Here is a 20334-nt window from a genome sequence, read left to right as displayed (position 1 = left end):
ATTAGATTAGTTATTAGCCCAAGCTTCCGGCAGAATGAACCCGGCATATTTCTCTTGTCCGAGGATGTATTCCTCGAACTCCTTGGATTCATAGGCAGCCTTTAGATCCTTGGCCCACTGGGTATCCTGGTCCTTCTTGTTCACCGATACAATGATTCTATGCTGCATAGGCGTATTCTCAATCTTCAGCGCATCCGTAATCTTGCGGTCGGGAGCGTTCGCGATATAATTCCCGTTCACCACACCGTAGTCAACATCCTGCAGCGAGACCAGTATCTGTGCCGGGTCCAGCACCTTCAGGTCAATCTTGAACTTGTCCGGCTCCACGCTGTTCACATTGAAGTCCGCTACCCCGGCGCCCTCTTTGATCTTGACCCAACCCAGCTCCTCCAGAATCCGCAGCGCACGCTCCTGATTAACCGGGTCGTTCGGAATCGCGACGGTTGTGCCGTCCTTCACATCATCAAGCGTCGTGTGATTAACAGAGTACAGCCCCTGTGGAGCACCTGGAACATAGGCAATCCCCACCATATCGGCACCAATTTCCTTATTGATCGCATCCATGTAGGCGGTACTCTGGAAGATACTCGCATCAATCGAGCCTTCCTTCATCGCCGGATTGACCTGCATATTCTGCGAGAAGGTTTTGATATCTACAGTATACCCTTTTCCTTCCAGGATCGGGAGAATGGATTGCCGGAACTGCTCCTCATACGTACCTACGCCGAATCCGACTGTGATTTCCTTCTTGTCCCCAGAGCTTGACGCTTCCTTATTGTTACCGCAAGCCGCCAGCACCGCCATCGAACTAATCAGTAGAATTGCCAGTAATTTTTTCATCACTCTCATCCCCTATCCTAATACTGTGTTTTTAAAATGCACTAATGCCTCGTCTGTAACCGTCAGCGGAATGGCGCAATTGGGCGACAGAATAAACGGCTGCCCCTTCATCTTGGACAAAGCGTCCTTCGCCTGCTGTTCAATCTGATCCAGATCATTTCCGGCAAACAGCCCGTGATCCACTCCGCCCACCTTCGTAGCCTTGAGATCGGCGTCCAGCCCGGGATTGCCTTCGGCTGCCGTATCCCAGCTGATCCCGTCGATCCGGTAATCATTGAATTTCGCAGGCTGGGCATGAGCACCGCAGGTATGTAAAATATTCTTGCCATAGCTCGCCGCCTCCAGCACGATAGAATCATAGGGTCTGGACAGCTCATCGAACATCGCTTCATCGAATAGTCCAGGGTGGGCTGTGCCTGTCACCGCATAGAACAGACCATCTGATCCCGCCTGCCGGAGCTCCTGCACATAATCGGCCAAGGTTAAGGCAATCGCATGCAGGGCATGATGCGCGGCGGCACGGTGTTCCTTGAAGAGTGACTCCAGCGTCACCGGCTGCTGAATCCCGAATACGGTCTCCGTAACATAAGCAGAACGTCCTACAATGAACAGCAATACCGTGAGCGGGGAGAACACTGTCTGAATCAGCGGTGTATCCGGCAAGCCCTGACGAATCTTCCTTACGGCCTCCAGATGCTCCAGCAGGGAAGGGGTTTGCACGGCTTTTTTCACCTCAAGATCCCAGAGATTCGCGGCTGCCGGAACCGCCGTAGTCAGCTGTCTCGGAAACACGGTCTGATAATCCGCGAAGTCGTACTGATTCCCCCAGGCTTCAGCGAGGTAGGTCGCTCTCGGGTTGATTTTGACCCAGTCCCAATTATATTTGTCCGTAAAAGAAATCGTAGACGACGCCAAGTCCTCCGCATTCTGCTCCTTGTCAATAAAGTGTCGCCATCCGCTAATGATCGGCCGGTCGGCAAGTTCCCCGGATAAGATCGCCTGAAATCGCTCCTGCTTGCTCCATACACTCATCTGCCTATCCCCTTTGTCTTGTAATCTCTAATAACGGCGAATTTTGCGCGCCAAGGTGTTGCCCAGGGACTGAATACCCTGCACCAGAATGATCAGAATAATGACCGTCGCGAACATGACCACCTCGTCAAAACGCTGATAACCGTAAACGATGGCCAAGTCGCCGACCCCTCCGCCGCCTACTGCCCCGGCCATTGCCGTAGCCCCGATCAGCCCGATCGTCGCTGTGGTCAGGGAGAGAATTAACGAGCCCACCGCTTCCGGCAGCAGAAAATACCAGATGACCTGCAGCGGAGTTGCGCCCATCGCTTCCGCAGCTTCGAGAATACCCGGATTCACCTCCAGCAGCGAATTCTCGACCAGCCGTGCGATATAGGGGGCGATATAGATAATCAGCGGAACAATTGCGGCACTGGTCCCAATCGACGTGTGAACAATTGCTCTTGTTAGCGGAATAATGGCAAACAGCAGAATGATAAACGGAACCGAACGGATGACGTTAATTAACGGATTCAGTAAGGTATAGAGCCACTTGCTCTCCAGGACGCCGCCCGGACGGGTAATAACAAGCAGGATGCCCAGCGGAATACCCAGCAGCGAGCCGATGAACAGCGATACACCCACCATCTGAATCGTTTCAATAATCGCCTTCAGGAATTGCTCACTTGTGATCGATGTCGAGAACATAGGACTTCACCTCCTCTATGCGGACCTCATGCTGCTTCATATAATTCAAGGCTGCTTCCATCTGGGCCGGTTCACCCTGCAGCTGTACGATAATAGTACCGAGCGTCGTCTCTTGAATCTCTGTCGTATTCGCAAACAGAATGTTGACCTTGACCCCGTAGGTACGGATAATCTCGTACAGCACAGGCTCAGAAGCGCTCTCCCCGGCAAAATTCAGCTTGTACACCCGGCTCCCCTGCTCAGTCTTCAGAGTTCTGCGGACGCTTGTAGTCATGCTGTTCTGAATGACCGTCTTGACGAAATTCTGCGTTGTCTGATGCTTCGGTGCTCCGAACACGTCCAGCACGCTGCCCTGCTCGATAATCCGTCCCTCTTCCATCACGGCTACTTTGTTGCAGATCTCCTGAATCACTGACATCTCATGCGTGATGATCATCACCGTGATGTTGTATTCCGCGTTGATCCGCTTGAGCAGCTGCAGGATGGACTGTGTCGTCTGCGGGTCCAGAGCGGAAGTCGCTTCGTCGCACAACAGTATCGAAGGGTTCGAGGCAAGCGCCCGGGCAATCCCGACCCGCTGCTTCTGTCCGCCTGACAGCTCGCTTGGATAGCTTCCAGCCTTGTCGCTTAGTCCGACGAATTCGAGCAGCTCCTCCACCCGCTTGCGGATTTCCGCCTTGCTCTTTTTCAGCAGCACGAGTGGAATGGCCACATTGTCGAACACCTTTTTGGACTCCAGCAGGTTAAAATGCTGAAAAATCATGCCAATGTTTTTCTTGGCTGCCCGCAGCTCTTTGTCGCTGTACGCTCCCAGATCGTACCCCTCTACCAGCACCTGGCCCTCAGACGGCCGTTCCAGGTAATTGACCAGGCGGATTAACGTGCTTTTTCCGGCTCCGCTGTAGCCGATGACCCCGAAGATATCGCCCTTTTCAACCTTCAGGCTAATCCCCTTCAGCGCTTCAATCTTCACCTCTTTGCGGGTGAACGTCTTATACACATTCCGTAGTTCAATCATATTTGTTCCCCTCAATCATCTGGTAAATTTAGGATTCAGGATTTGATCCAAGTCTGCTGCTTCAGCTTCGCAAGCGCCTCTTCTGCCAGCAGAGCGAAATACTTGGCCGCCGGCAGGATAGCCGCCTCATCGACATCGAAGCGGGGATGATGCAGCGCATGGTTCGGGCCAGTACCAATGTTCACAAAAGCACCCGGGATCTGCTGCAAATAATAGGCGAAATCCTCGCCGCCCATCTGCGGCGGAATATCATGTACCTCATAGCCTGCCTGGGCTGCGGCTGCTTTGGTGAAGTCTGCCCATTCCCCGTGGTTCACGGTTGCCGGCGGGCCGGGATACCAGTGCAGCTTCGCCTCGGCCCCGGCAGCGGCGGCAATGCCTTCAATGATCCGGGTCATCTGCTCCGGAATGCTCCGCCGGATCTCTTCATTGTAGGTGCGCACTGTCCCTTCCAGCTCCACCTTCTCCGGCAGGACATTCCAGGTGAAGCCGCCGTTGATCCGGGTCACACTCAATACTACCGGCTCCTGCGTACTATTCAGACGGCTGACAACGGTCTGGAGCATGGTAATGATCTGCGCGGCAGTGACGATAGTGTCTACCCCGTTCTCGGGGTAAGCGGCATGAGCGCCTACGCCTTTTACCGTTATCTCGAACCGGTCTACCCCTGCCGTCAATGCTCCCGTTCTTGTTCCGAATGCTCCTGTCGGCAGCTCCGGTGAATTATGTAATCCGAAAATCGCCTGGACCCCGTCCAGCCCGCCGGATGCCAGTACGTCCTCCGCACCATGGCCCGTCTCTTCTGCGGGCTGGAACAGGATTCTGACCTTGCCCGGCAACTCATGCTCGCGCTTCTTGAGCAGCAGCGCCGCGCCCAGGATCACCGCAGAGTGGAAGTCATGGCCGCAAGCGTGCATTTTTCCCGTAATGGTGGAGGCATAAGGCAGCCCTGTCTGCTCCTCAATCGGCAGGGCATCGATATCGCAACGGATCGCTACGATGCTGCCGTCACCTTGTCCCACCTCGGCGATCAGCCCGGTCTTCAGCGGAAGGTCTAACACCCGTATCCCCGCTTCAGTCAGCCACCCGCGCAGTTTCTCTGTCGTTCTGAACTCTTCATTGCTAAGCTCCGGTTCCCGGTGCAGGTTCCTCCGCACTTCAGTCAACCGGGCTGCCAGTGCTTTTTCCGTCTCATGCTGTGGTCTCATAGGCCTGTTCTTCCCCTTTCATTACGTATGCTCAATTCCTCTAATCCGCTCCAGCGCAGTCGCAAGGCTGCTTAAGATATGCTCCCGCATCGCCCGCTCAGCTCCCTCTTCATCCCTGTCTACAATCCTCTGCAGAATCACAAGATGCTCCTCATCCGCTTGCGTATTCCAGTCTCCGTGCAGAGAGACATAACGGCAATACCGGAGGGAACGGTCTCTTAGCTGGTTCAACACCTTCTCAAAAGTCTTCAGCGCGCTGATCTCCCACAAGTAATCATGAAATTCGAAGCCATAGGATACCACATCCTGCTGGTCCCCCATCTGGAAGGATTGCTTCAGCTTCTCCAGGATCAGCGTTAACCGCTGAATATCCTTGACGGTAGCGTTTCTGGCAGCGCTTCTGGCGATATGGCCTTCAAGCATGCTGCGGATCTGGAAGATCTCTTCGACCTCTTTAATTGTTAAAGGGGCTACCCGCAGCCTGCCGTTGGGCTGGCGTACCAGGAAATCCTCGTTCTCCAGCCGCTGAATCGCTTCCCGTAGCGGTGTCCGGCTGACCCCGAGCAGTGCCGCCAGGCTCTCCTCGTTAACCGCCTGATCCGGTTCCAGCTCGCTATCTATTATTTTTTGCTTAAGTGCATAGTAGGTATTATCCTTCGACAATCTTCGCGAACGCATTTCCATAGATTTCATTGCTCCTCGCTATTCAATTGCGGGTCGCCCGGTTAACTGTATAATTGTATACAATTATTTAAGATGAGAGACTTCCAAGATAATATGAAAGCTTCCGTTGAAAATCTCTCTGTGCAATCAAGCTTTTTTTCATACTATAATCCCATTATCCCCACTAGTCAAGTATGTTTTATAGGGGAATTAATATCCGACACTAATTTGACAATTAAAGTCGTATTTTCACAAAAAAAACCCTCCAGCACCTATTAGGTGTGGAGGGCTATTCACCTTACTAAAGTTCAAATACTATCTCATCACTTGCCTCACTCTTCTTGAAAGGGAAACTGTATTCTTTGAACCTAAGTTGAATTCCCGAAATCTCATCAGGCAATGGCGGAGAAATCACGTATTTGTAAGATGCATGATCAGATCTGCTCCCGCCACCAATCATTCGGCAGTCATATTGGTCATTAATATATAGTTCGTAATGACTATGCTGATGAGATTTGGATTCAACCTCCGGCTCACTGTCCCAATCTATATTCAGTGTTAATACACTTGCATTGGTGTATTGTTTCATAGAAGTTAGAGTATAGAATCGATCACCTATCACGACTGACTTCAGAATTGCAATATGTTGTCTGAATCCAGCTGGTTCGATCATGGGTTTAAATTCTTTTTCATTCATCAGGCTTCCAAATATCGACATCAAGAATCCTTCATAAAGTCCGTGTTCCTCTGACCATTTAGAAATATACTCTAACGGAGGAAATCCTGGATTATTATCCGAGACTTCCTTTCTCTTCTTGATCAAAGAGCAAATTTGTTTATCCATATCAATAATTCGTTCATCATAATGCTCTGTTGGGCGTACAAATGGCATTCGTATCATTTTTTATCCTCCTCGCAGATCCATTAAATGTTTCATCACCATATTTTAACATATAATGGTTTGAGTCAACATAAAAAACCTCCTAATAAGTACAGTTTGCACCATACAAATTAAGAGGTTTTGAAATCCGCAATCCACGCTTACTTTATCAATCATTCAGCATTTACAGGTTTAGCAAGGCTCCGCCGCCGGATTCCCCGCTTCTTCCTTCGTGCGGAACGATGAGCCGCAGCCACACGTGGCGGAAGCATTCGGATTGTTGATGGTGAAGCCGCCGGTCATGCCGGATTCCTCGAAGTCGATCTCCAGGCCGTTCAAATAACGGATATCGTCTTTGCTGACGACTACCTTCAGGCCTGCAACGTCCATGTAGACGTCCTGTTCGCTCTCGGTATCGTCGAAGCCCATGGCGTACGAGAATCCGCTGCAGCCTCCGGGGTTCACACCCAGACGGAGAAACATATCCGGCACTTCCTGCTCTGCCAGCATGGCCTTCAATTGACCTGCTGCTGTCTCACTTATGCTAATCATAATTACAACCTCCTTAGAATTCACTGTATTGGAATCAAGCAGCCTTCTGGCTGTGTGTAATGAAATCAAAGCCTTGCGCGGGAAAAGAATGAGTATGATGTATATCATTTTCATCGGCTCTTGAAATCAGTATACTCCACTATTCTTCTGCCCTCAAGTCGTAAACGGGGCGCAGTTAAGCGGTTTGTCCCGGAAGACCTGCAGTTTCTGGCGGTTGCTCACCCTACGAGAGAAGTTTATAATGAGAAAAGCGATAAAATTTCGATAAATTGTCACGGGGGTTGCAGTTAACCTCTATTTATAATGCCGGCTGTTGCCGGATATTCTCAGGTACACGATTATGCGATGCAACCGCCTCGCCAACCTTCAGGAGGAACTTATATGTCTACCCTTATTACACCCCACACGGATGCCCGGATGGCGAACATCATTGAGAAGGTTCGCGGCGGAGAACGATTGAATTTGGAAGATGGCGTTTATTTATATGAGAGTAACGATCTCTTAACGATCGGACAGCTGGCCAATGAGGTCAATCTGCGAAAGAACGGGAATAAAGTCTATTTTATCGAGAACATGAGTCTATATTTCACCAATGTCTGCGAATCCCGCTGTGCCTTCTGCAACTTCCGCAAGGATGAAGGTGAAGAAGGGGCTTATACCCTCTCCGGCCAGGAGATGGTGGAGTATGTGAAGCAGCATATTCATCCCGGTGTGCGCGAGTTCCATATTGTAGGCGGGCATAATGATAATGTGCCCTTCCAGTACTATGTTGATTCGCTACGGGCTCTGAACGAGCATTTCCCGGAGGTGACGCTTAAGGCTTATACAGCGGCAGAGATCGACTTCTTCACCCGCATCAGCGGACTCAGTATCCGTGAAGTGCTGGAGCAGCTGCGCGCCGCCGGACTGAAGACTCTTACCGGAGGAGGAGCAGAGATTCTGTCTGACCAGTACCGCAAAAAAATGCGCGTCGACAAAGCCAACGTCGAGGAATATCTTGAGGTGCACCGCACCGCCCATCACCTTGGCATGAAGACCCACACTACGATGCTGTACGGGTCGATTGAATCCCGTGAGGACCGCATCCGCCATATGCTGCAAATTCGTGACCTGCAGGACGAGACAGGCGGATTCATGGTATTCATTCCGCTGTCCATGCAGCCTAAGAACAAGAATGCGGGCATTATGCGCCGCAACTCGGCGAATGAGGATCTGAAGACCATTGCCGTCAGCCGTCTGATGCTGGACAATTTCGATCATATCAAGGCTTACTTCATTAATATCGGACCCCAGTTGACCCAGGTTGCCCTGAACTTCGGCGCTTCCGATGTGCACGGAACGATCCTGAAGGAACGAATCAGCCATGCTGCCGGCGCGCTTACACCGGAGGGGCTGACCCGCGATGAGCTGATCTGGCTCGTGAAGGGTGCGGGACGGATTCCGGTAGAGCGGGATACCTTCTATAACGAGATCAAGGTATACGAATAAGAGAAAGAACTAGCTTCCCTCAGCCAGTGAACGCAGAACTGCCTTGTCCATTACGTACCCGAAAGGAAGATCAGTTCGCATGAGAACCTTACTTGTCCTGGGCGGCGGCTACGGCGGTCTTGCCCTCATTCAGCAACTGCTGGATCATCATCTCCCTTCTGATGTGGAGATCATTCTGGTGGACCGGATGCCCTATCAGGGGATCAAGACCGAATATTATGCACTGGCCGCAGGCACCGTCACCGATTACCATCTGCGGATTCAATTCCCGGTACACCCCCGCCTGACCGTTCGTTACGGGCAGGTGGGCTCCATTGATCTGGAGAGCAGGCTGGTCCTGCTCGACTCCGGGGAGCCGGTAGCCTATGATATCCTCGCGATTGCCCTCGGCTGTACGGATAATTACCATAACATTCCTGGTGCCGAGGAATACACCTGCAGTATTCAGAGCTTCGCCGGAACACGGGAAACTTACCGCCGGCTAAATGATGTGAAGCCTTATGGAACCGTCAACATTGTCGGCGGGGGGCTGAGCGGCGTAGAGATTGCTTCGGAGCTGCGGGAGAGCCGGCCGGATCTGAACATCTCCCTGATGGACCGGGGAGAACGTATTTTATCTTCTTTTCCGGCCAAGTTATCCAGGTATGTTGAGGAATGGTTCAGTGAGCATCAGGTGCAGACGATCGGCCGGGTGTCGGTCTCTCATGTTGAAAAGGATGCCATCTTCAATGGCACCCAGGCTATTCCGGCGGACGTTACGGTATGGACTGCCGGTATTCAGCCGGTGAAGGTCGTGCAGCAGTTGGAGCTTCCGAAGGACCGCGGAGGCAGGATCATTGTAGGGGAATATTACAATATTGCTGAGTACCCGGAGGTATACGTGATCGGGGATTGTGCCAGCCTGCCCTTCGCACCCAGTGCACAGGCGGCGGGTGCCCAGGGCGAGCAGGTTGGCCAGATTATTCAAGCACTGTGGCGGGGAGAAACCCCGAAGCTGCATAAGATTAAGCTGAAGGGAACCCTCGGTTCACTCGGCAAAAATGCCGGCTTCGGTCTGATGGGCCGCCGCTCCGTCATGGGCCGGGTTCCGCGCCTGCTGAAGAGCGGCGTGCTGTGGATGTCCAAACGCCATTTCGGCTGAAGCTTAGCCGTATAACAGGCAGCATTCGGTCTTAGCCTCTATCCGGCTTAATCAATCTCCAGGCTGTCCCAGGCCTCTGCTTCTCTTATAGCGGCTTCAATAGCCTCTTCCAGAGCAGCGGGGGAATCAGCCTCTATGATCTCCCCGTCAACCATGGCGAACGGCTGAAGATAACACGCTCCGCAGTTGTTCAGACAGCCGTACTCCACTACATCATATTCAGGGTTTTGTTCCAGCTTAAGCTTGAGCGGTTCAGTGCCGTGGCCGATGTTGCTGGCACAGAATTCTATAATTGGTCGCATGATGATCTCCCTATTCTGCCTTAACCATTTTATTTTTTAACTTTTTGTACTATAATAAACATACGAAAGGAGTGATTGAGAAATGAGTGAGAATGTACAAAGCGCAACCATGTACGATGAAGTACTGGAAGTCCTTGATAAACTTCGTCCGTTCCTGCAGCGCGATGGCGGTGACGTGGAACTGATTGATGTTGAAGACGGCATCGTTAAGCTGAAGCTTATGGGTGCATGCGGCAGTTGCCCAAGCTCCACGATCACGCTGAAAGCCGGGATCGAACGCGCCCTGATTGAAGAAGTAGAAGGCGTGGAAGAAGTCGTTCAGGTATTCTAATCCCGTTTCATAAACCATCCCGGCCTCCGCTAAGAGGCCGGGATTTTTTTTATTATAGAGGATTTCGTCTGCAGGATCAACCACCGGGTTCGCAAAAAAAACCAGAAGCGGCTCCGCCAGCCATTCCTGGCTGCCGGGCTGCTTCTGGTCTCATTAGGATTATTCAGCTTGCCTAAGCTTAAGCTTAAGCTTAGAATGCTGGAATAATCGCTCCATCATATTGCTTTTCGATGAATGCCTTCGCTTCCGGGGAAGTCAGCGCAGCTGCCAGCTTCTGAATGGCATCCGAATCCTTATTGTCAGGACGGGCTACCAGCAGGTTGGCATACGGGGAATCTCCGCCTTCGATGAACAACGCATCCTTCGTTGGAGACAGCTTGGCATCCAGGGCGAAGTTGGTGTTGATCAGCGCCAGGTCTACCTCATCCAGCTGACGGGGCAGCATGGCTGCATCCAGCTCAATGATATCCAGCTTCTTGGCGTTCTCGGTAATATCCGCTTTGGTGGAAGCAATGTTGGTGTCATCCTTCAGCTTGATCAGACCGTTCTTCGCCAGCAGAATCAATGCGCGGCCTCCGTTCGTTGCATCATTCGGAATCGCAACCTTCGCACCCTCTGCCAATTCGTCGATCGACTTGATTTTTTTGGAATAAGCGCCAAATGGCTCTACATGAACAGCGGTTACAGCTACGAGATCTGTGCCGTTCTTCGAGTTCTGATCATCCAGGTAAGGCTTGTGCTGGAAGAAGTTCGCATCGAGCTGCTTCTCGGCAAGCTGTGTATTGGGCAGGATATAATCCGAGAATTCTTTGATATCCAGCTTAATGCCTTGGGCTTCAAGCTGCGGGGCAATCGCTTTGAGGATTTCCGCATGCGGTACAGCAGAGGCACCAATCACCAGGGTTACCGGTTCTGCAGCAGGCTCTGTAGTCGCTTCTGCACCAGCCGCTTCCGTAGGTGCCGTTGTTGCAGCAGAATTCGCGGCGTTATTCGCCTTGTTGTTTCCGCAAGCGGCAAGCACCAATACCAAGGTCAGGCTGAATAATGTAAGCAGTACTTTTTTCATCTGTAAATCCCCCTCTAATCCATATGGTTTATTGAATAAGGCTATATGTGGACGTACCTTATTTCCGTGTAAAATGTCTTACCAGCCGGTCGCCGGCCATTTGCAGCAGCTGCACCAGAATGACCATCAGCGCTACCGAGATGATCATAACTTCCTTCTCATAACGGTAATATCCGTAGCGGATCGCCAGGTCACCCAGACCGCCGCCCCCGATCATGCCGGACATCGCAGTATACGAGACAAGGGTCACTACAGTAATGGTTACTCCGGCCAGCAGACCCGGACGGGCCTCCGGCAGCAGCACGCGCATCACAATCTGCCCGGTGGACGCTCCCATGCCCTGCGCTGCTTCAATGATTCCCCGGTCAACCTCCCGCAGTGCCGTCTCCACCAGTCTGGCGAAGAAGGGTGCCGCGCCGATCACCAGTGCCGGGATCGTTCCAAGTACCCCTATCGAGGTTCCCATAATAGTCTTACTTAACGGAATCAGGGCAACCATCAGAATGATAAAAGGAACCGAGCGCAGAATATTCACAATAAAGGATAATACCGAGTAAACAACCCTGATAATAATGTTTTTTGACTTCCCCCATAAATATAACACAATTCCGAGCGGTAAACCAAGGATTATTGTGAATATTCCTGAAATAGCGATCATTTTGAGTGTAGCAATCGTAGCTTCCAGCATTTCTTCCCAATTGATTGTGCTAAAATCCATTACGAAATCACCTCCACATCAAGCCCCTGCGCTACTAACTCACGGAGCGTGTCTTCAACCGCACCCTCAGGTCCTTCGAACCGTACAATCAGCTGCCCGTAAGGAACATCCTTGATCGTAGAGATAGTGCCATGAAGAATGGCGAAGTGGACCCCGGTTCCCTGAACCACCTGGGAGAGCGTGGACCCGTAAGTCTTTTGCCCGAGAAAAGTGATTTTGACAGACTTCGTGAAGCCTGGCTGCACAGCATCAATCGCTTGCCGGAGCGGTCCGTCCGACTGGGTCTCACTGCGGATGAATTCCTTGGTGACCTCATGCTTCGGCTTCAGAAAGACCTCAGCCACTTCACCCTGCTCCACAATGCCGCCGCCATGGATCACGGCAACACGGTCACAGATGCTCTGAATCACATGCATCTCATGGGTGATCAGCACGATGGTCAGATGGAATTTGCTGTTGATGTCCATCAGCAGGCGCAGAATGGAGTCTGTCGTCTGCGGATCAAGCGCCGAGGTCGCCTCATCGCATAACAGAACTTCCGGATCACTCGCCAGCGCCCGGGCAATCCCGACACGCTGCTTCTGTCCGCCGGATAGCTGGGCCGGGTACTTATTCCAGTGCTCCTCCAGTCCGACCAGCGCGAGCAGATCCTTGACCTTGCGTTCAATCTCGTTCCTTCCGGCTCCGATCAGCCGCAGCGGAAAGGCGATATTGTCATAGACTGTAGCCGATGAGAGCAAATTGAAATGCTGAAAAATCATCCCGATCTTGCGCCGCTGCTCCTGCAGCTGTCCCTGGCTAAGCGCTGTCAGCTCCACACCGCCCACCCATACTTCTCCCGCAGTCGGGCGCTCCAGCAGATTAATGCAGCGGATCAGCGTGCTTTTGCCGGCCCCGGAGTGACCGATCACCCCGAAGATTTCACCCTTCTTAATCGACAGGCTCAGCGCAGAGAGTGCAGTTGCCTGCTTACTGCCTTTGCCATACACCTTAGTTATATCCTTCAATTCTATCAACCGCTGCGTCCCCCTTCTGTTCTAGCTTCCATCATTGCAATAAAAAGACCCCTTACGATCCATGCAGATCGCAAGAGGCCCTGTGTGTATAATGACAATGCCTTCTCATCTGCCAAATACCCCGTAACCGGCGGCATTGTAGGAATTAGCACCATGACATTTGGATGCAGCGCTTCGCTGTATTCAAACCGGTTGCCGGGCTTCATCGGGCCTATCCCTCCGCCGCTCTCGATAAGATAAAGTATGAGGTTATATATTCCGTATCCTGTCAGAAGTTAATGTATGCCTTAGTATAGTTCAGTTTCGAGTTTTTTGTCAAAGGTAAGTTTTTACGTACGTTCATGTCCGGATTTCGGGCCTGAGGCCGCTAGTTTCTTGTGCCATTGTTCATTCCCGTACTTGTATGCGGCGGTCAGGGATTGGCATACCATCTCCAGACTCTGCTTCAAATCCTCCAGATGGCTGTCCAGATCCTCCAGACGGATCTTGTCATGCAGTCCCTGGTGACGCTGCCAGAGGTCGTCGGTCATCTCCGCGTTCATGTAATGGATCTCGGCATTACGCCGCTTGCGCAGATTCTCCACCGGCTCCCGGTAGGAATTCCTGATCCGCTCCAGTTCGTCCGCGAGCGGATGATGCGGGTGAAGCAGCTGAAATTGCCTCAGCACCGTGAAATAGGAGAAATGCGTCTTCACCTTGCCTGTATTGAGATGGTACAGATTATTGAGCACCGTACCCAGCTTGTCCAGCAGCGAGAAGACACGGATGAAGCCATCCTTGTAGAAATACACATATCTGGCGTACTCCCCCTGCTCGGTGGACGACATATCATCCATATAACCGGCAATCACTGACTTCCGGAAAAAGGCGGCTGCGAACCAGCTCTGCTCCAGCTCATCCAAAGAGGAGATCAGGCCCCGTGTCCAGATTTCCAGCTTGCGGTATTCATGGTCATGGTCTTCATGTGCCGCCATCTCCTTGCGCAGCATGGAGGCAGCCTTCGCCATGGACTCCATAGCTTCAGCCAGCACACCGCTGTTCACGCGGGGCGGCTCTCCCAGTAATGTCCGCAGCATATTTTGACCCTCCTTAAAGTTCACTTCTACGCTAGAGGAAAATAACGGTTCCAGCCCCGCGCTACCCGCTTCGCAATATCCTCGCTTGGAGCCAGCTCCTCCGGGTATCCCGGCTTCATCCGGGCATCTATAATGATCGGCAGCGTATAGCTGATACTGCCCCGGCGTACCCCGGCCGCCGAATAAATATCATCCGCCGGATTGAAGCGGGTGAATACAGACCACAGGAATGAGGTCTGTGTTCTTACCGCCTCTTCCGCCTGATCGACCAGCACAATCAAAGGCCAGGAGGTCTCCCTCTCCTTGAAGGCAGTAACCAGCCGCTCTGGCAGCTCCGGGTCCTCTTCATAGGATGCACCGGAAACGGCTAAACATCCTCCGCAATAAGGCACAGCGGCGGTGATTGATGGAAGCAGCCCCTCTGTATAGGTCCTCGGCAGCTGACGGACCGGGCTTCCGATGCCCGCCATCACCGCCTTACTGCCATGGTTCAGCTTGCGTCCGGTATAATCCAGCGTATCCATGGAGGTATTGGCAAAGATCGTCAGATCCGTGTGCGGGTTGAAGCGCTCAAGCACCGTTTCCAGCAATTTAGGGAAATCGGCAAGCTCTACCTGAACATTAGTCAGCAGCAGGAATTTGGTTAAGGAGAGCTGGCCTTCCCCTAAGATACGAAACGCAGACACCATATACTCACGCGGATAGCTCTCCCTCACGACCGCTGAGGTCAATGAATGCGAACCGGATTCGGAATAGGACCATAGCGCTTTGACCGAAGGGATCAGCAGAGGATAGGCCGGAGCGAGCAGCCGCTGCAAATAATCCTTCAGATAATAATCCTCCTGGCGCGGCTTGCCGGTGATGGTCGCCGGGTAGATGGCATCCTTGCGGTGCCACATCCGCTGAACATGCATGACTGGGAAATCATGCTGCATGGAATAGTAGCCGGACTGGCTGCCATACGGTCCTTCCGCTCTCCGCTCCAGCGGAGACACACGTCCCCGGATGGAGAATTCAGCCTCGGCCGGAATCCGGTGCCCGCCCAAGGGGTCCTGCACCATGGGAAGCTTGCCGCCCAGCATCAGCGACGCCAGCATCAGCTCCGGAATCCGTTCCGGGACCGGAGCCACTGCCGCAGCAATCAGGGCCGGCGGCCCGCCGATGAAGACAGACACCGGCAGGGTCTCGCCGAGATGCTCTGCCTGCGAGTGATGGAAGCCGCCACCCTTGTGAATCTGCCAGTGGATGCCTGTGGTGCTGTCGTCGTACATCTGAATCCGGTACATTCCGAGGTTATGATCCTTGGGGTTGGTGATATTCTCCGTATAGACCAGAGGAAGCGTGAGGAATGCCCCGCCATCCTTAGGCCAGGCTGTAATCCGGGGCAGCTCCTTCAGCGGATCACTGCTGCTGCAGACGCCGAGCACCGGAGCCTCTCCTTGCGGTACGTTCTTGGTTCCTGCCCTCAGCAGCTCAAGCAGCACCGTCCTCTCCCGCCATAAGCCGGCGGCTGAAGGCGGAATCAGCTGCTCCATCGCCGTTGTCAGCGACTTCAGCAGCTGTTCTGGTCTGGTCCCGAAGGCCTTGTTGACGCGCCGGACTGTGCCGAACAGATTCGTTGCAACCGGGAACGGTGTTCCTTGCACGTTCGTGAACAGCAGAGCCGGGCCTTCCTCCTCGACCACCCGGCGGTGAATTTCGGCAAGCTCCAGATAAGGATCAACAGGCGTATCTATCACTGCCAGATCCTTATCCCTGCGGAGCTGCTCGATCCATTGTCGTAAATTACTGTATCGCACTATAGCGTTCCTCCTCAAACAGGACCTTATGCTTATCCCGTCCACCGTTGCCGTTACCTTATCACTTGCTGCCCTTGCCAGCTCCGCTTAACTGCCAGACCCTTACACTCATATAGCACAGAACCCCGAAGAGCCCGGAGATCAGCACAATATGAGACATTGCAGCAAATATGTACAATTTTTCATTATTCAGTGTGTATACCACAGCCGCTCCGCTGAATACCTGCATCAGGCATAGCAGGACTGCCGCTACTCCCAGAGCCCTCAGCTCCGGCAGCTCCTTATACTTCCAGAAGGCCAGATGCCCAAGGATAGCCGTAAGCAGGAACAGAATCGCCGCCGCAATCCGGTGGACGAATACGATCCCTACTCCGCCGCTCATCTCCGGAATCCACTGTCCGTTACACAGCGGCCAGCCGGAGCACCCGCCCTGGGAGCTGGTGTGGCTTACGTAGGCCCCAATGTAGACAACGATATATGAATATACTGCAGTAACCCAGGTTAAGTTGCGGAAGGCAGGGCGGACTTTGGGACTTCCTGTGCTGAGTTCCGCTCCCGGAGAGAACGCCCGCCAAGTCCCAAGCGCCAGCATCAGCGAACCGGCGAAGGCAATCAGCGAGAAGCCCATGTGCAGGGCCATAACCGCAGCCGACTGCGACTTCACAACTGCAAGCGCTCCCATTCCGCCTTGAACGATGACGAATATCAGGGTTAGCAGAGCGTAGGCCAGCAGATCCTTGCGGTGCCTGGCATAACGCCAGAAGGCAACCATGGAAGCCAGTGATAACAGGCCTGCCAGGCCGCTGAACAAGCGGTGGGTATATTCAATCAGAGAGCCGATGGTATAGGCCGGGATCAGCTTCCCGTGGCACAGCGGCCACTCATTCCCGCATTCCAGCCCCGAGCCGGTCTTCGTCACCACAACCCCGCCGAACAACGCCATGAACATAATGAGACAGGTCAGATAGCTGAGCCATTTTAATTGAAGTGTCGTCAATAGTATCACCCGTATTGTATAGGAATGAGTATGAAGCAGTATAAATTCTATATTATTTATATTATTAGAAAAAGCACCGCTTCTGCTCAAAATAGGGCGAAAGCGGTGCTGCGTAATTACTTGTGAATGCTGAGATAAACGTCCAGCGCCGTATCCAGAAACTTCTCGATTTCCTCCCGGGACTTGCGGAGCTTGTTCACGAACCGGACCAATTCCCGGCCATCGGTGTACGCGACAAAGCTTGGAATGCCCAGTATATTCTGTTCCTGGCTGACATCTCCTACAGCATCGACATCCACTTCGACCAGGGTAAGGCGCTCTGCATATTTCTGTTCCACATCCGGCATGAACGGATCAATGAATTTGCAATCCACACACCAATCTGCCTTGAAGACTGCCACCGTCAGGCGCGGAGACTGAATTGCCACCTGGAACTGGGCAGGGGAGCTGATTTTGTCCATCAATTGACCATTCCCTTCTATCAGAGAGTTCCACACGAAGCTTGCTCTTTAAGTGAATCAAAATGTACGGAATAAGTCAAACAATAATGACAAATCAAGACAATAGTCATATCATTATTCACCGGAACGTACACGGGCCGGCTGCAATCTCATCAAAGGACCCAGCACCTTGCGCAGCGGACGGGGATAACCGGCAATCTCCTGGCTGCTGAGGACGCCCAGAATGATCAGGAGAACGAGATACACAACCACAACTGCCGCTCCCACCACCAGACAGGTAATCAGGAAGGCCAGACGGGCTGGCATCAGCTCAGTCAGAAGTAGCCCTGCTTCATTCAAGCCATAGCCAATTCCTGCGGAGGCCAGAACTGCAATGGAGAAGCCTCCCCAGCGTTTGCCAAGAATAGAGAAGGGGACGATTTTTTTGAGCATCCGCAGGTTAAGCATTGTAATCACTATGAAGCATAGCGCCGTGGAACCAATAATGCCATAAATGCCAAACCACTGGCTGAACAGGAAATTGGAGCCGAACTTCACGAGGATCCCCACAAGCACGTAATACATGGATATCCGCGATTTGCCCATTCCGAGCAGGATCGAGTTAGTGGTCATCATCGTAATCTGGAAAATAGTTCCGAGCGTCAGCATCGCCACAATGCCGCTGCCGTCCAGTGTTTTGAACAGCAGGCCGTTAACGGAATACGCCGCCACGACCAGCGAGAGAACAACCGGTGTTCCGGTCAGAATGGATACCCGCATGGCGAGTGTGACCTGACGCTGCAAGTGCTGTTCATCTTTGCGGGCGAAGGCGGCAGAGATAATCGGAATCAGCGATGCACTTAGGGCGATCGACAATACCGGAGGAATCCCGGCCACACTCTGTGCCCGGCTGCCGAAAATCCCCAGCGTCCACGTCGCTTCCTTCAAGCCGATTTGCCCGCTAAGCAGCGGCACAATAAAGGTAGTATCAATGAAGTTCACTACAGGCACCGTAACGGAAGATAAGACAATCGGTATGGATAACTTGAAAATATCCTTATAAATCTTCAGCAGCGGGATACGGGCCTCGTTTGATTCATAAAGTGCGACCTTCTCCTCGCTGCGGCGCAGCTTCATCGCATAATACAGCATCACGCCGAAGGCGCCGATACTGCCGAGCACACTGCCGAAGGATGCGCCTGCCGCCATCCAGGTATTGCTGTAGCCCTGGCGCAGCAGGATGAAAGCAAGCAGAATGGCCGTGGATACCCGTGCAATCTGCTCGACAATCTGTGAGATGCCACCGGCCATCATATTGTTGCGGCCCTGGAAATACCCGCGCATCATCGCGATTGCGGGGAACAGCAGCAGCGCCGGGGCAATCGCCCGGATGGCCAGCGTACTCTCGGGAACCTTGCTGGATTCCGCGTAATAAGGAGCAGCTATGTAGAGCGCCACACTCATAAGCACACCAACCACAGCCGCAAAAATCAGCGCCGCCCGGTACACCTGCTGTGCTTCCTGCGGGCGGTTCAGCGCATAGCGCTCGGACACCATTTTACTAAGCGTACTGGGTATTCCGGCTGTCGCCAGCGGCAGCAGCAGCAGATATACGTTGTTGGCTTGTGTAAACGCAGCGTTACCGACTTCATTGAATAAATGCTCCAGCGGCACCCGCTGGGCAAGCCCGAGAACACGGGCCACCAGTGCGGCCGCCGCCAGAATAAGCGTGCCTTTAACAAAAGATTCCTTCTTGGTGGACAAGCTGTTTCGCCTTCTTCACAATAAATTTAGTAACGTCCGATCCAGATAAAGAAGAGGACGATCATCACAATCTGCAGAATAATCTTGACGACTGTGCTGCTGAACAGCCCGAGCAGAGCGCCGAAGCTGACCTTCACCGCTTTACCGGCCTTCTCGCCGGCAATCAGCTCGCCGATGAAAGCACCCAGGAACGGGCCAATCAGCAGGCCGAACGCCGGAATCAGAAACGGGCCGATAATCAGACCGATGGTGCTGCCGATCACGGAGGCGCGGGAGCCGCCGAACTTCTTGACGCCCCAGGCCCCGACCACATAGTCGGCAATGAACAGCACCACAACGATCAGCGTCTGGGCAATCCAGAACCAGGGACCGAAGGAGCCGAAGGAAAAGAACCAGCCATATACAAAGAAAGCCAGGTAAATCGCAAGCGCCCCCGGCAGGATCGGATATACCGCCCCCGCCATCCCGATTGCGAACAAAGCAATGATCAGAATCCAGCCCAGAATTGTCAATTCCCTCAACTCCTTAAGTTTAAGCTCGTTTCGACACTCTACCGGCCGGGGTTCCGGCCTCTGTCAGGATGTACTTCTGAATCACTTCCGCGATTCCGTCTTCGTTGTTCGTAGCTACTACTGCATCCGCTTCCTGCTTAACAGCTTCCTGAGCATTGCCCATAGCCACTCCGAAGCCGGACTGCTGGATAGCTGCCAGGTCGTTAAGGCTGTCACCTACGGCAACAACCTGGGACATGTTAATCCCCAGCAGCTTACAGACCTCAAGGATGCCAGAAGCCTTGTTGACGCCCAGCGGATTAATCTCCAGGTTGAACGGCGAGGAGTTGGTGATCTCCAGCCCGCCCAGCTCCTGCAGCCGCATCAGCAGCTTATGGCGGATATCGTTATCCTCAGTGGAATAGCCGAATTTCAGCCATTCCCTGCTGTCAATCTCCCCGTCCCAGGTATCCCGGTTGTACACCTCATCTACAGAGTAGGCCCAGAACCAGATATCGAATTCCTCAGCAATTTTGTGCATCTCCTTGACCAGCTCCACATCCATCAGAGACCGTCGGTACAGCTCATGGGGCGCACGCCAGACTTCACTTCCATTTACCATAATCATCGGAGTGTTCAGGCCAAGCTGTTCAGCATAAGGCATCGCACTGCGCGAAGAGCGTCCGGTAGACAGGCAGACATGTACACCGGCCTCCATCGCTTTTTTGATCCATTCCACCGTAAGCGGGGTAATCTTCTGTTCGTCGTTCAGTAAGGTTCCATCCATATCCAGTGCTAGCAGGCGGTATTTGGCAGTCATTTGCC

General features: G+C 52.9%; 22 protein-coding genes and 1 riboswitch. Of the genes, 3 read left to right on the top strand and 19 right to left on the bottom strand.

The genetic code is table 11. The features are described 5' to 3' along the window. Positions 1 to 6 precede the first annotated feature (6 nt). The 8 genes from NSU18_RS25615 to NSU18_RS25580 all read right to left on the bottom strand — a co-directional run bounded on the left by NSU18_RS25615 (position 7) and on the right by NSU18_RS25580 (position 6880). A complete protein-coding gene (locus tag NSU18_RS25615; RefSeq protein WP_341016905.1) occupies positions 7 to 840 on the bottom strand; it encodes a MetQ/NlpA family ABC transporter substrate-binding protein in 834 nt (277 codons plus the stop codon). Between the two features lie 12 nt (positions 841 to 852). Next, positions 853 to 1872 (bottom strand): uroporphyrinogen decarboxylase family protein, encoded by a 1020-nt coding sequence (locus NSU18_RS25610; RefSeq protein WP_341016904.1) that lies wholly within the window; start codon positions 1870 to 1872, stop codon positions 853 to 855. 27 nt (positions 1873 to 1899) lie between these two features. Further along, the gene (locus NSU18_RS25605; protein ID WP_076081622.1) at positions 1900 to 2559 is read right to left on the bottom strand and encodes a methionine ABC transporter permease; all 660 of its coding nucleotides are present in this window, start codon (positions 2557 to 2559) and stop codon (positions 1900 to 1902) included. Then, the gene (locus tag NSU18_RS25600; protein WP_341016903.1) at positions 2534 to 3577 is read right to left on the bottom strand and encodes a methionine ABC transporter ATP-binding protein; all 1044 of its coding nucleotides are present in this window, start codon (positions 3575 to 3577) and stop codon (positions 2534 to 2536) included. Before NSU18_RS25600 ends, NSU18_RS25605 begins: the two co-directional genes overlap by 26 nt. A gap of 35 nt (positions 3578 to 3612) precedes the next feature. Beyond that, entirely contained in the window at positions 3613 to 4785 is a 1173-nt protein-coding gene (locus NSU18_RS25595; RefSeq protein WP_341150374.1) for an amidohydrolase, read from the bottom strand. 21 nt (positions 4786 to 4806) lie between these two features. Continuing rightward, positions 4807 to 5469 carry a GntR family transcriptional regulator gene (locus NSU18_RS25590; RefSeq protein WP_341150373.1) on the bottom strand — a complete coding sequence of 221 codons (663 nt, stop codon included), beginning with the start codon at positions 5467 to 5469 and terminating at the stop codon, positions 4807 to 4809. A gap of 280 nt (positions 5470 to 5749) precedes the next feature. Continuing rightward, positions 5750 to 6349, bottom strand: a complete 600-nt coding sequence (locus NSU18_RS25585) for a hypothetical protein (protein WP_341150372.1) — start codon at positions 6347 to 6349, stop codon at positions 5750 to 5752. Between the two features lie 171 nt (positions 6350 to 6520). Continuing rightward, positions 6521 to 6880: a HesB/IscA family protein gene (locus NSU18_RS25580; RefSeq protein WP_341150371.1), complete on the bottom strand. Its 360-nt coding sequence runs from the start codon at positions 6878 to 6880 to the stop codon at positions 6521 to 6523. Positions 6881 to 7261: 381 nt separating this feature from the next. Between NSU18_RS25580 and mqnE the strand changes: the two genes are divergently transcribed. Both mqnE and NSU18_RS25570 read left to right on the top strand, forming a co-directional pair. Further along, complete coding sequence (gene mqnE, locus NSU18_RS25575) at positions 7262 to 8368, top strand: aminofutalosine synthase MqnE (RefSeq protein WP_341016895.1); 1107 nt, start codon at positions 7262 to 7264, stop codon at positions 8366 to 8368. A 79-nt stretch (positions 8369 to 8447) separates the two neighbouring features. Next, the gene (locus NSU18_RS25570) at positions 8448 to 9509 is read left to right on the top strand and encodes an NAD(P)/FAD-dependent oxidoreductase (protein WP_341150370.1); all 1062 of its coding nucleotides are present in this window, start codon (positions 8448 to 8450) and stop codon (positions 9507 to 9509) included. 47 nt (positions 9510 to 9556) lie between these two features. On the opposite strand, the gene NSU18_RS25565 is transcribed toward NSU18_RS25570, so the two are convergent. Then, on the bottom strand, positions 9557 to 9811 hold the full coding sequence (locus NSU18_RS25565; protein WP_341150369.1) for a YuzB family protein: 255 nt from the start codon (positions 9809 to 9811) through the stop codon (positions 9557 to 9559). An 82-nt stretch (positions 9812 to 9893) separates the two neighbouring features. Between NSU18_RS25565 and NSU18_RS25560 the strand changes: the two genes are divergently transcribed. Continuing rightward, positions 9894 to 10142, top strand: coding sequence for a NifU family protein (locus tag NSU18_RS25560; RefSeq protein ID WP_036701687.1), 249 nt, complete (start codon positions 9894 to 9896; stop codon positions 10140 to 10142). A gap of 190 nt (positions 10143 to 10332) precedes the next feature. Here the strand turns inward: NSU18_RS25560 and NSU18_RS25555 are convergent, their stop codons facing one another. From NSU18_RS25555 to NSU18_RS25510, 10 genes are all read right to left on the bottom strand, one after another. Further along, complete coding sequence (locus NSU18_RS25555; protein WP_341150368.1) at positions 10333 to 11208, bottom strand: MetQ/NlpA family ABC transporter substrate-binding protein; 876 nt, start codon at positions 11206 to 11208, stop codon at positions 10333 to 10335. A gap of 58 nt (positions 11209 to 11266) precedes the next feature. Beyond that, a complete protein-coding gene (locus tag NSU18_RS25550; protein WP_341150367.1) occupies positions 11267 to 11926 on the bottom strand; it encodes a methionine ABC transporter permease in 660 nt (219 codons plus the stop codon). Then, complete coding sequence (locus NSU18_RS25545; protein ID WP_341150366.1) at positions 11926 to 12942, bottom strand: methionine ABC transporter ATP-binding protein; 1017 nt, start codon at positions 12940 to 12942, stop codon at positions 11926 to 11928. Before NSU18_RS25545 ends, NSU18_RS25550 begins: the two co-directional genes overlap by 1 nt. 102 nt (positions 12943 to 13044) lie before the next feature. Further along, positions 13045 to 13180: riboswitch (SAM riboswitch) on the bottom strand. Positions 13181 to 13271: 91 nt separating this feature from the next. Further along, positions 13272 to 14018, bottom strand: coding sequence for a Cthe_2314 family HEPN domain-containing protein (locus NSU18_RS25540; protein ID WP_341150365.1), 747 nt, complete (start codon positions 14016 to 14018; stop codon positions 13272 to 13274). Positions 14019 to 14044: 26 nt separating this feature from the next. Continuing rightward, positions 14045 to 15817, bottom strand: coding sequence for a UbiD family decarboxylase (locus NSU18_RS25535; protein WP_341150364.1), 1773 nt, complete (start codon positions 15815 to 15817; stop codon positions 14045 to 14047). 61 nt (positions 15818 to 15878) lie between these two features. Beyond that, positions 15879 to 16814 (bottom strand): COX15/CtaA family protein, encoded by a 936-nt coding sequence (locus NSU18_RS25530; protein WP_341016886.1) that lies wholly within the window; start codon positions 16812 to 16814, stop codon positions 15879 to 15881. 116 nt (positions 16815 to 16930) lie between these two features. Next, entirely contained in the window at positions 16931 to 17275 is a 345-nt protein-coding gene (locus tag NSU18_RS25525) for a thioredoxin family protein (RefSeq protein WP_036722030.1), read from the bottom strand. A 114-nt stretch (positions 17276 to 17389) separates the two neighbouring features. Then, a complete protein-coding gene (locus NSU18_RS25520; protein ID WP_341150363.1) occupies positions 17390 to 19018 on the bottom strand; it encodes a putative polysaccharide biosynthesis protein in 1629 nt (542 codons plus the stop codon). A gap of 26 nt (positions 19019 to 19044) precedes the next feature. Further along, complete coding sequence (locus NSU18_RS25515) at positions 19045 to 19530, bottom strand: DUF456 domain-containing protein (protein ID WP_341150362.1); 486 nt, start codon at positions 19528 to 19530, stop codon at positions 19045 to 19047. Positions 19531 to 19549: 19 nt separating this feature from the next. Then, positions 19550 to 20329, bottom strand: coding sequence for a Cof-type HAD-IIB family hydrolase (locus tag NSU18_RS25510; protein WP_341016882.1), 780 nt, complete (start codon positions 20327 to 20329; stop codon positions 19550 to 19552). Positions 20330 to 20334 lie beyond the last annotated feature (5 nt).

Source organism: Paenibacillus sp. FSL H8-0048 (genome assembly GCF_038002825.1).
Taxonomy (GTDB): Bacteria; Bacillota; Bacilli; order Paenibacillales; family Paenibacillaceae; genus Paenibacillus_AQ.
This window is presented reverse-complemented; position numbering and strand designations above follow the sequence as displayed.

What these genes read in the sequence shown, in the direction of transcription:
- NSU18_RS25510 (WP_341016882.1), bottom strand. Translation starts at nt 20,329, where the DNA reads ATGACTGCCAAATACCGCCTGCTAGCACTGGATATGGATGGAACCTTA.
- NSU18_RS25565 (WP_341150369.1), bottom strand. Translation starts at nt 9,811, where the DNA reads ATGCGACCAATTATAGAATTCTGTGCCAGCAACATCGGCCACGGCACT.
- mqnE (WP_341016895.1), top strand. Translation starts at nt 7,262, where the DNA reads ATGTCTACCCTTATTACACCCCACACGGATGCCCGGATGGCGAACATC.
- NSU18_RS25525 (WP_036722030.1), bottom strand. Translation starts at nt 17,275, where the DNA reads ATGGACAAAATCAGCTCCCCTGCCCAGTTCCAGGTGGCAATTCAGTCT.
- NSU18_RS25590 (WP_341150373.1), bottom strand. Translation starts at nt 5,469, where the DNA reads ATGGAAATGCGTTCGCGAAGATTGTCGAAGGATAATACCTACTATGCA.
- NSU18_RS25550 (WP_341150367.1), bottom strand. Translation starts at nt 11,926, where the DNA reads ATGGATTTTAGCACAATCAATTGGGAAGAAATGCTGGAAGCTACGATT.
- NSU18_RS25555 (WP_341150368.1), bottom strand. Translation starts at nt 11,208, where the DNA reads ATGAAAAAAGTACTGCTTACATTATTCAGCCTGACCTTGGTATTGGTG.
- NSU18_RS25560 (WP_036701687.1), top strand. Translation starts at nt 9,894, where the DNA reads ATGAGTGAGAATGTACAAAGCGCAACCATGTACGATGAAGTACTGGAA.
- NSU18_RS25605 (WP_076081622.1), bottom strand. Translation starts at nt 2,559, where the DNA reads ATGTTCTCGACATCGATCACAAGTGAGCAATTCCTGAAGGCGATTATT.
- NSU18_RS25580 (WP_341150371.1), bottom strand. Translation starts at nt 6,880, where the DNA reads ATGATTAGCATAAGTGAGACAGCAGCAGGTCAATTGAAGGCCATGCTG.
- NSU18_RS25600 (WP_341016903.1), bottom strand. Translation starts at nt 3,577, where the DNA reads ATGATTGAACTACGGAATGTGTATAAGACGTTCACCCGCAAAGAGGTG.
- NSU18_RS25570 (WP_341150370.1), top strand. Translation starts at nt 8,448, where the DNA reads ATGAGAACCTTACTTGTCCTGGGCGGCGGCTACGGCGGTCTTGCCCTC.
- NSU18_RS25610 (WP_341016904.1), bottom strand. Translation starts at nt 1,872, where the DNA reads ATGAGTGTATGGAGCAAGCAGGAGCGATTTCAGGCGATCTTATCCGGG.
- NSU18_RS25540 (WP_341150365.1), bottom strand. Translation starts at nt 14,018, where the DNA reads ATGCTGCGGACATTACTGGGAGAGCCGCCCCGCGTGAACAGCGGTGTG.
- NSU18_RS25585 (WP_341150372.1), bottom strand. Translation starts at nt 6,349, where the DNA reads ATGATACGAATGCCATTTGTACGCCCAACAGAGCATTATGATGAACGA.
- NSU18_RS25615 (WP_341016905.1), bottom strand. Translation starts at nt 840, where the DNA reads ATGAAAAAATTACTGGCAATTCTACTGATTAGTTCGATGGCGGTGCTG.
- NSU18_RS25595 (WP_341150374.1), bottom strand. Translation starts at nt 4,785, where the DNA reads ATGAGACCACAGCATGAGACGGAAAAAGCACTGGCAGCCCGGTTGACT.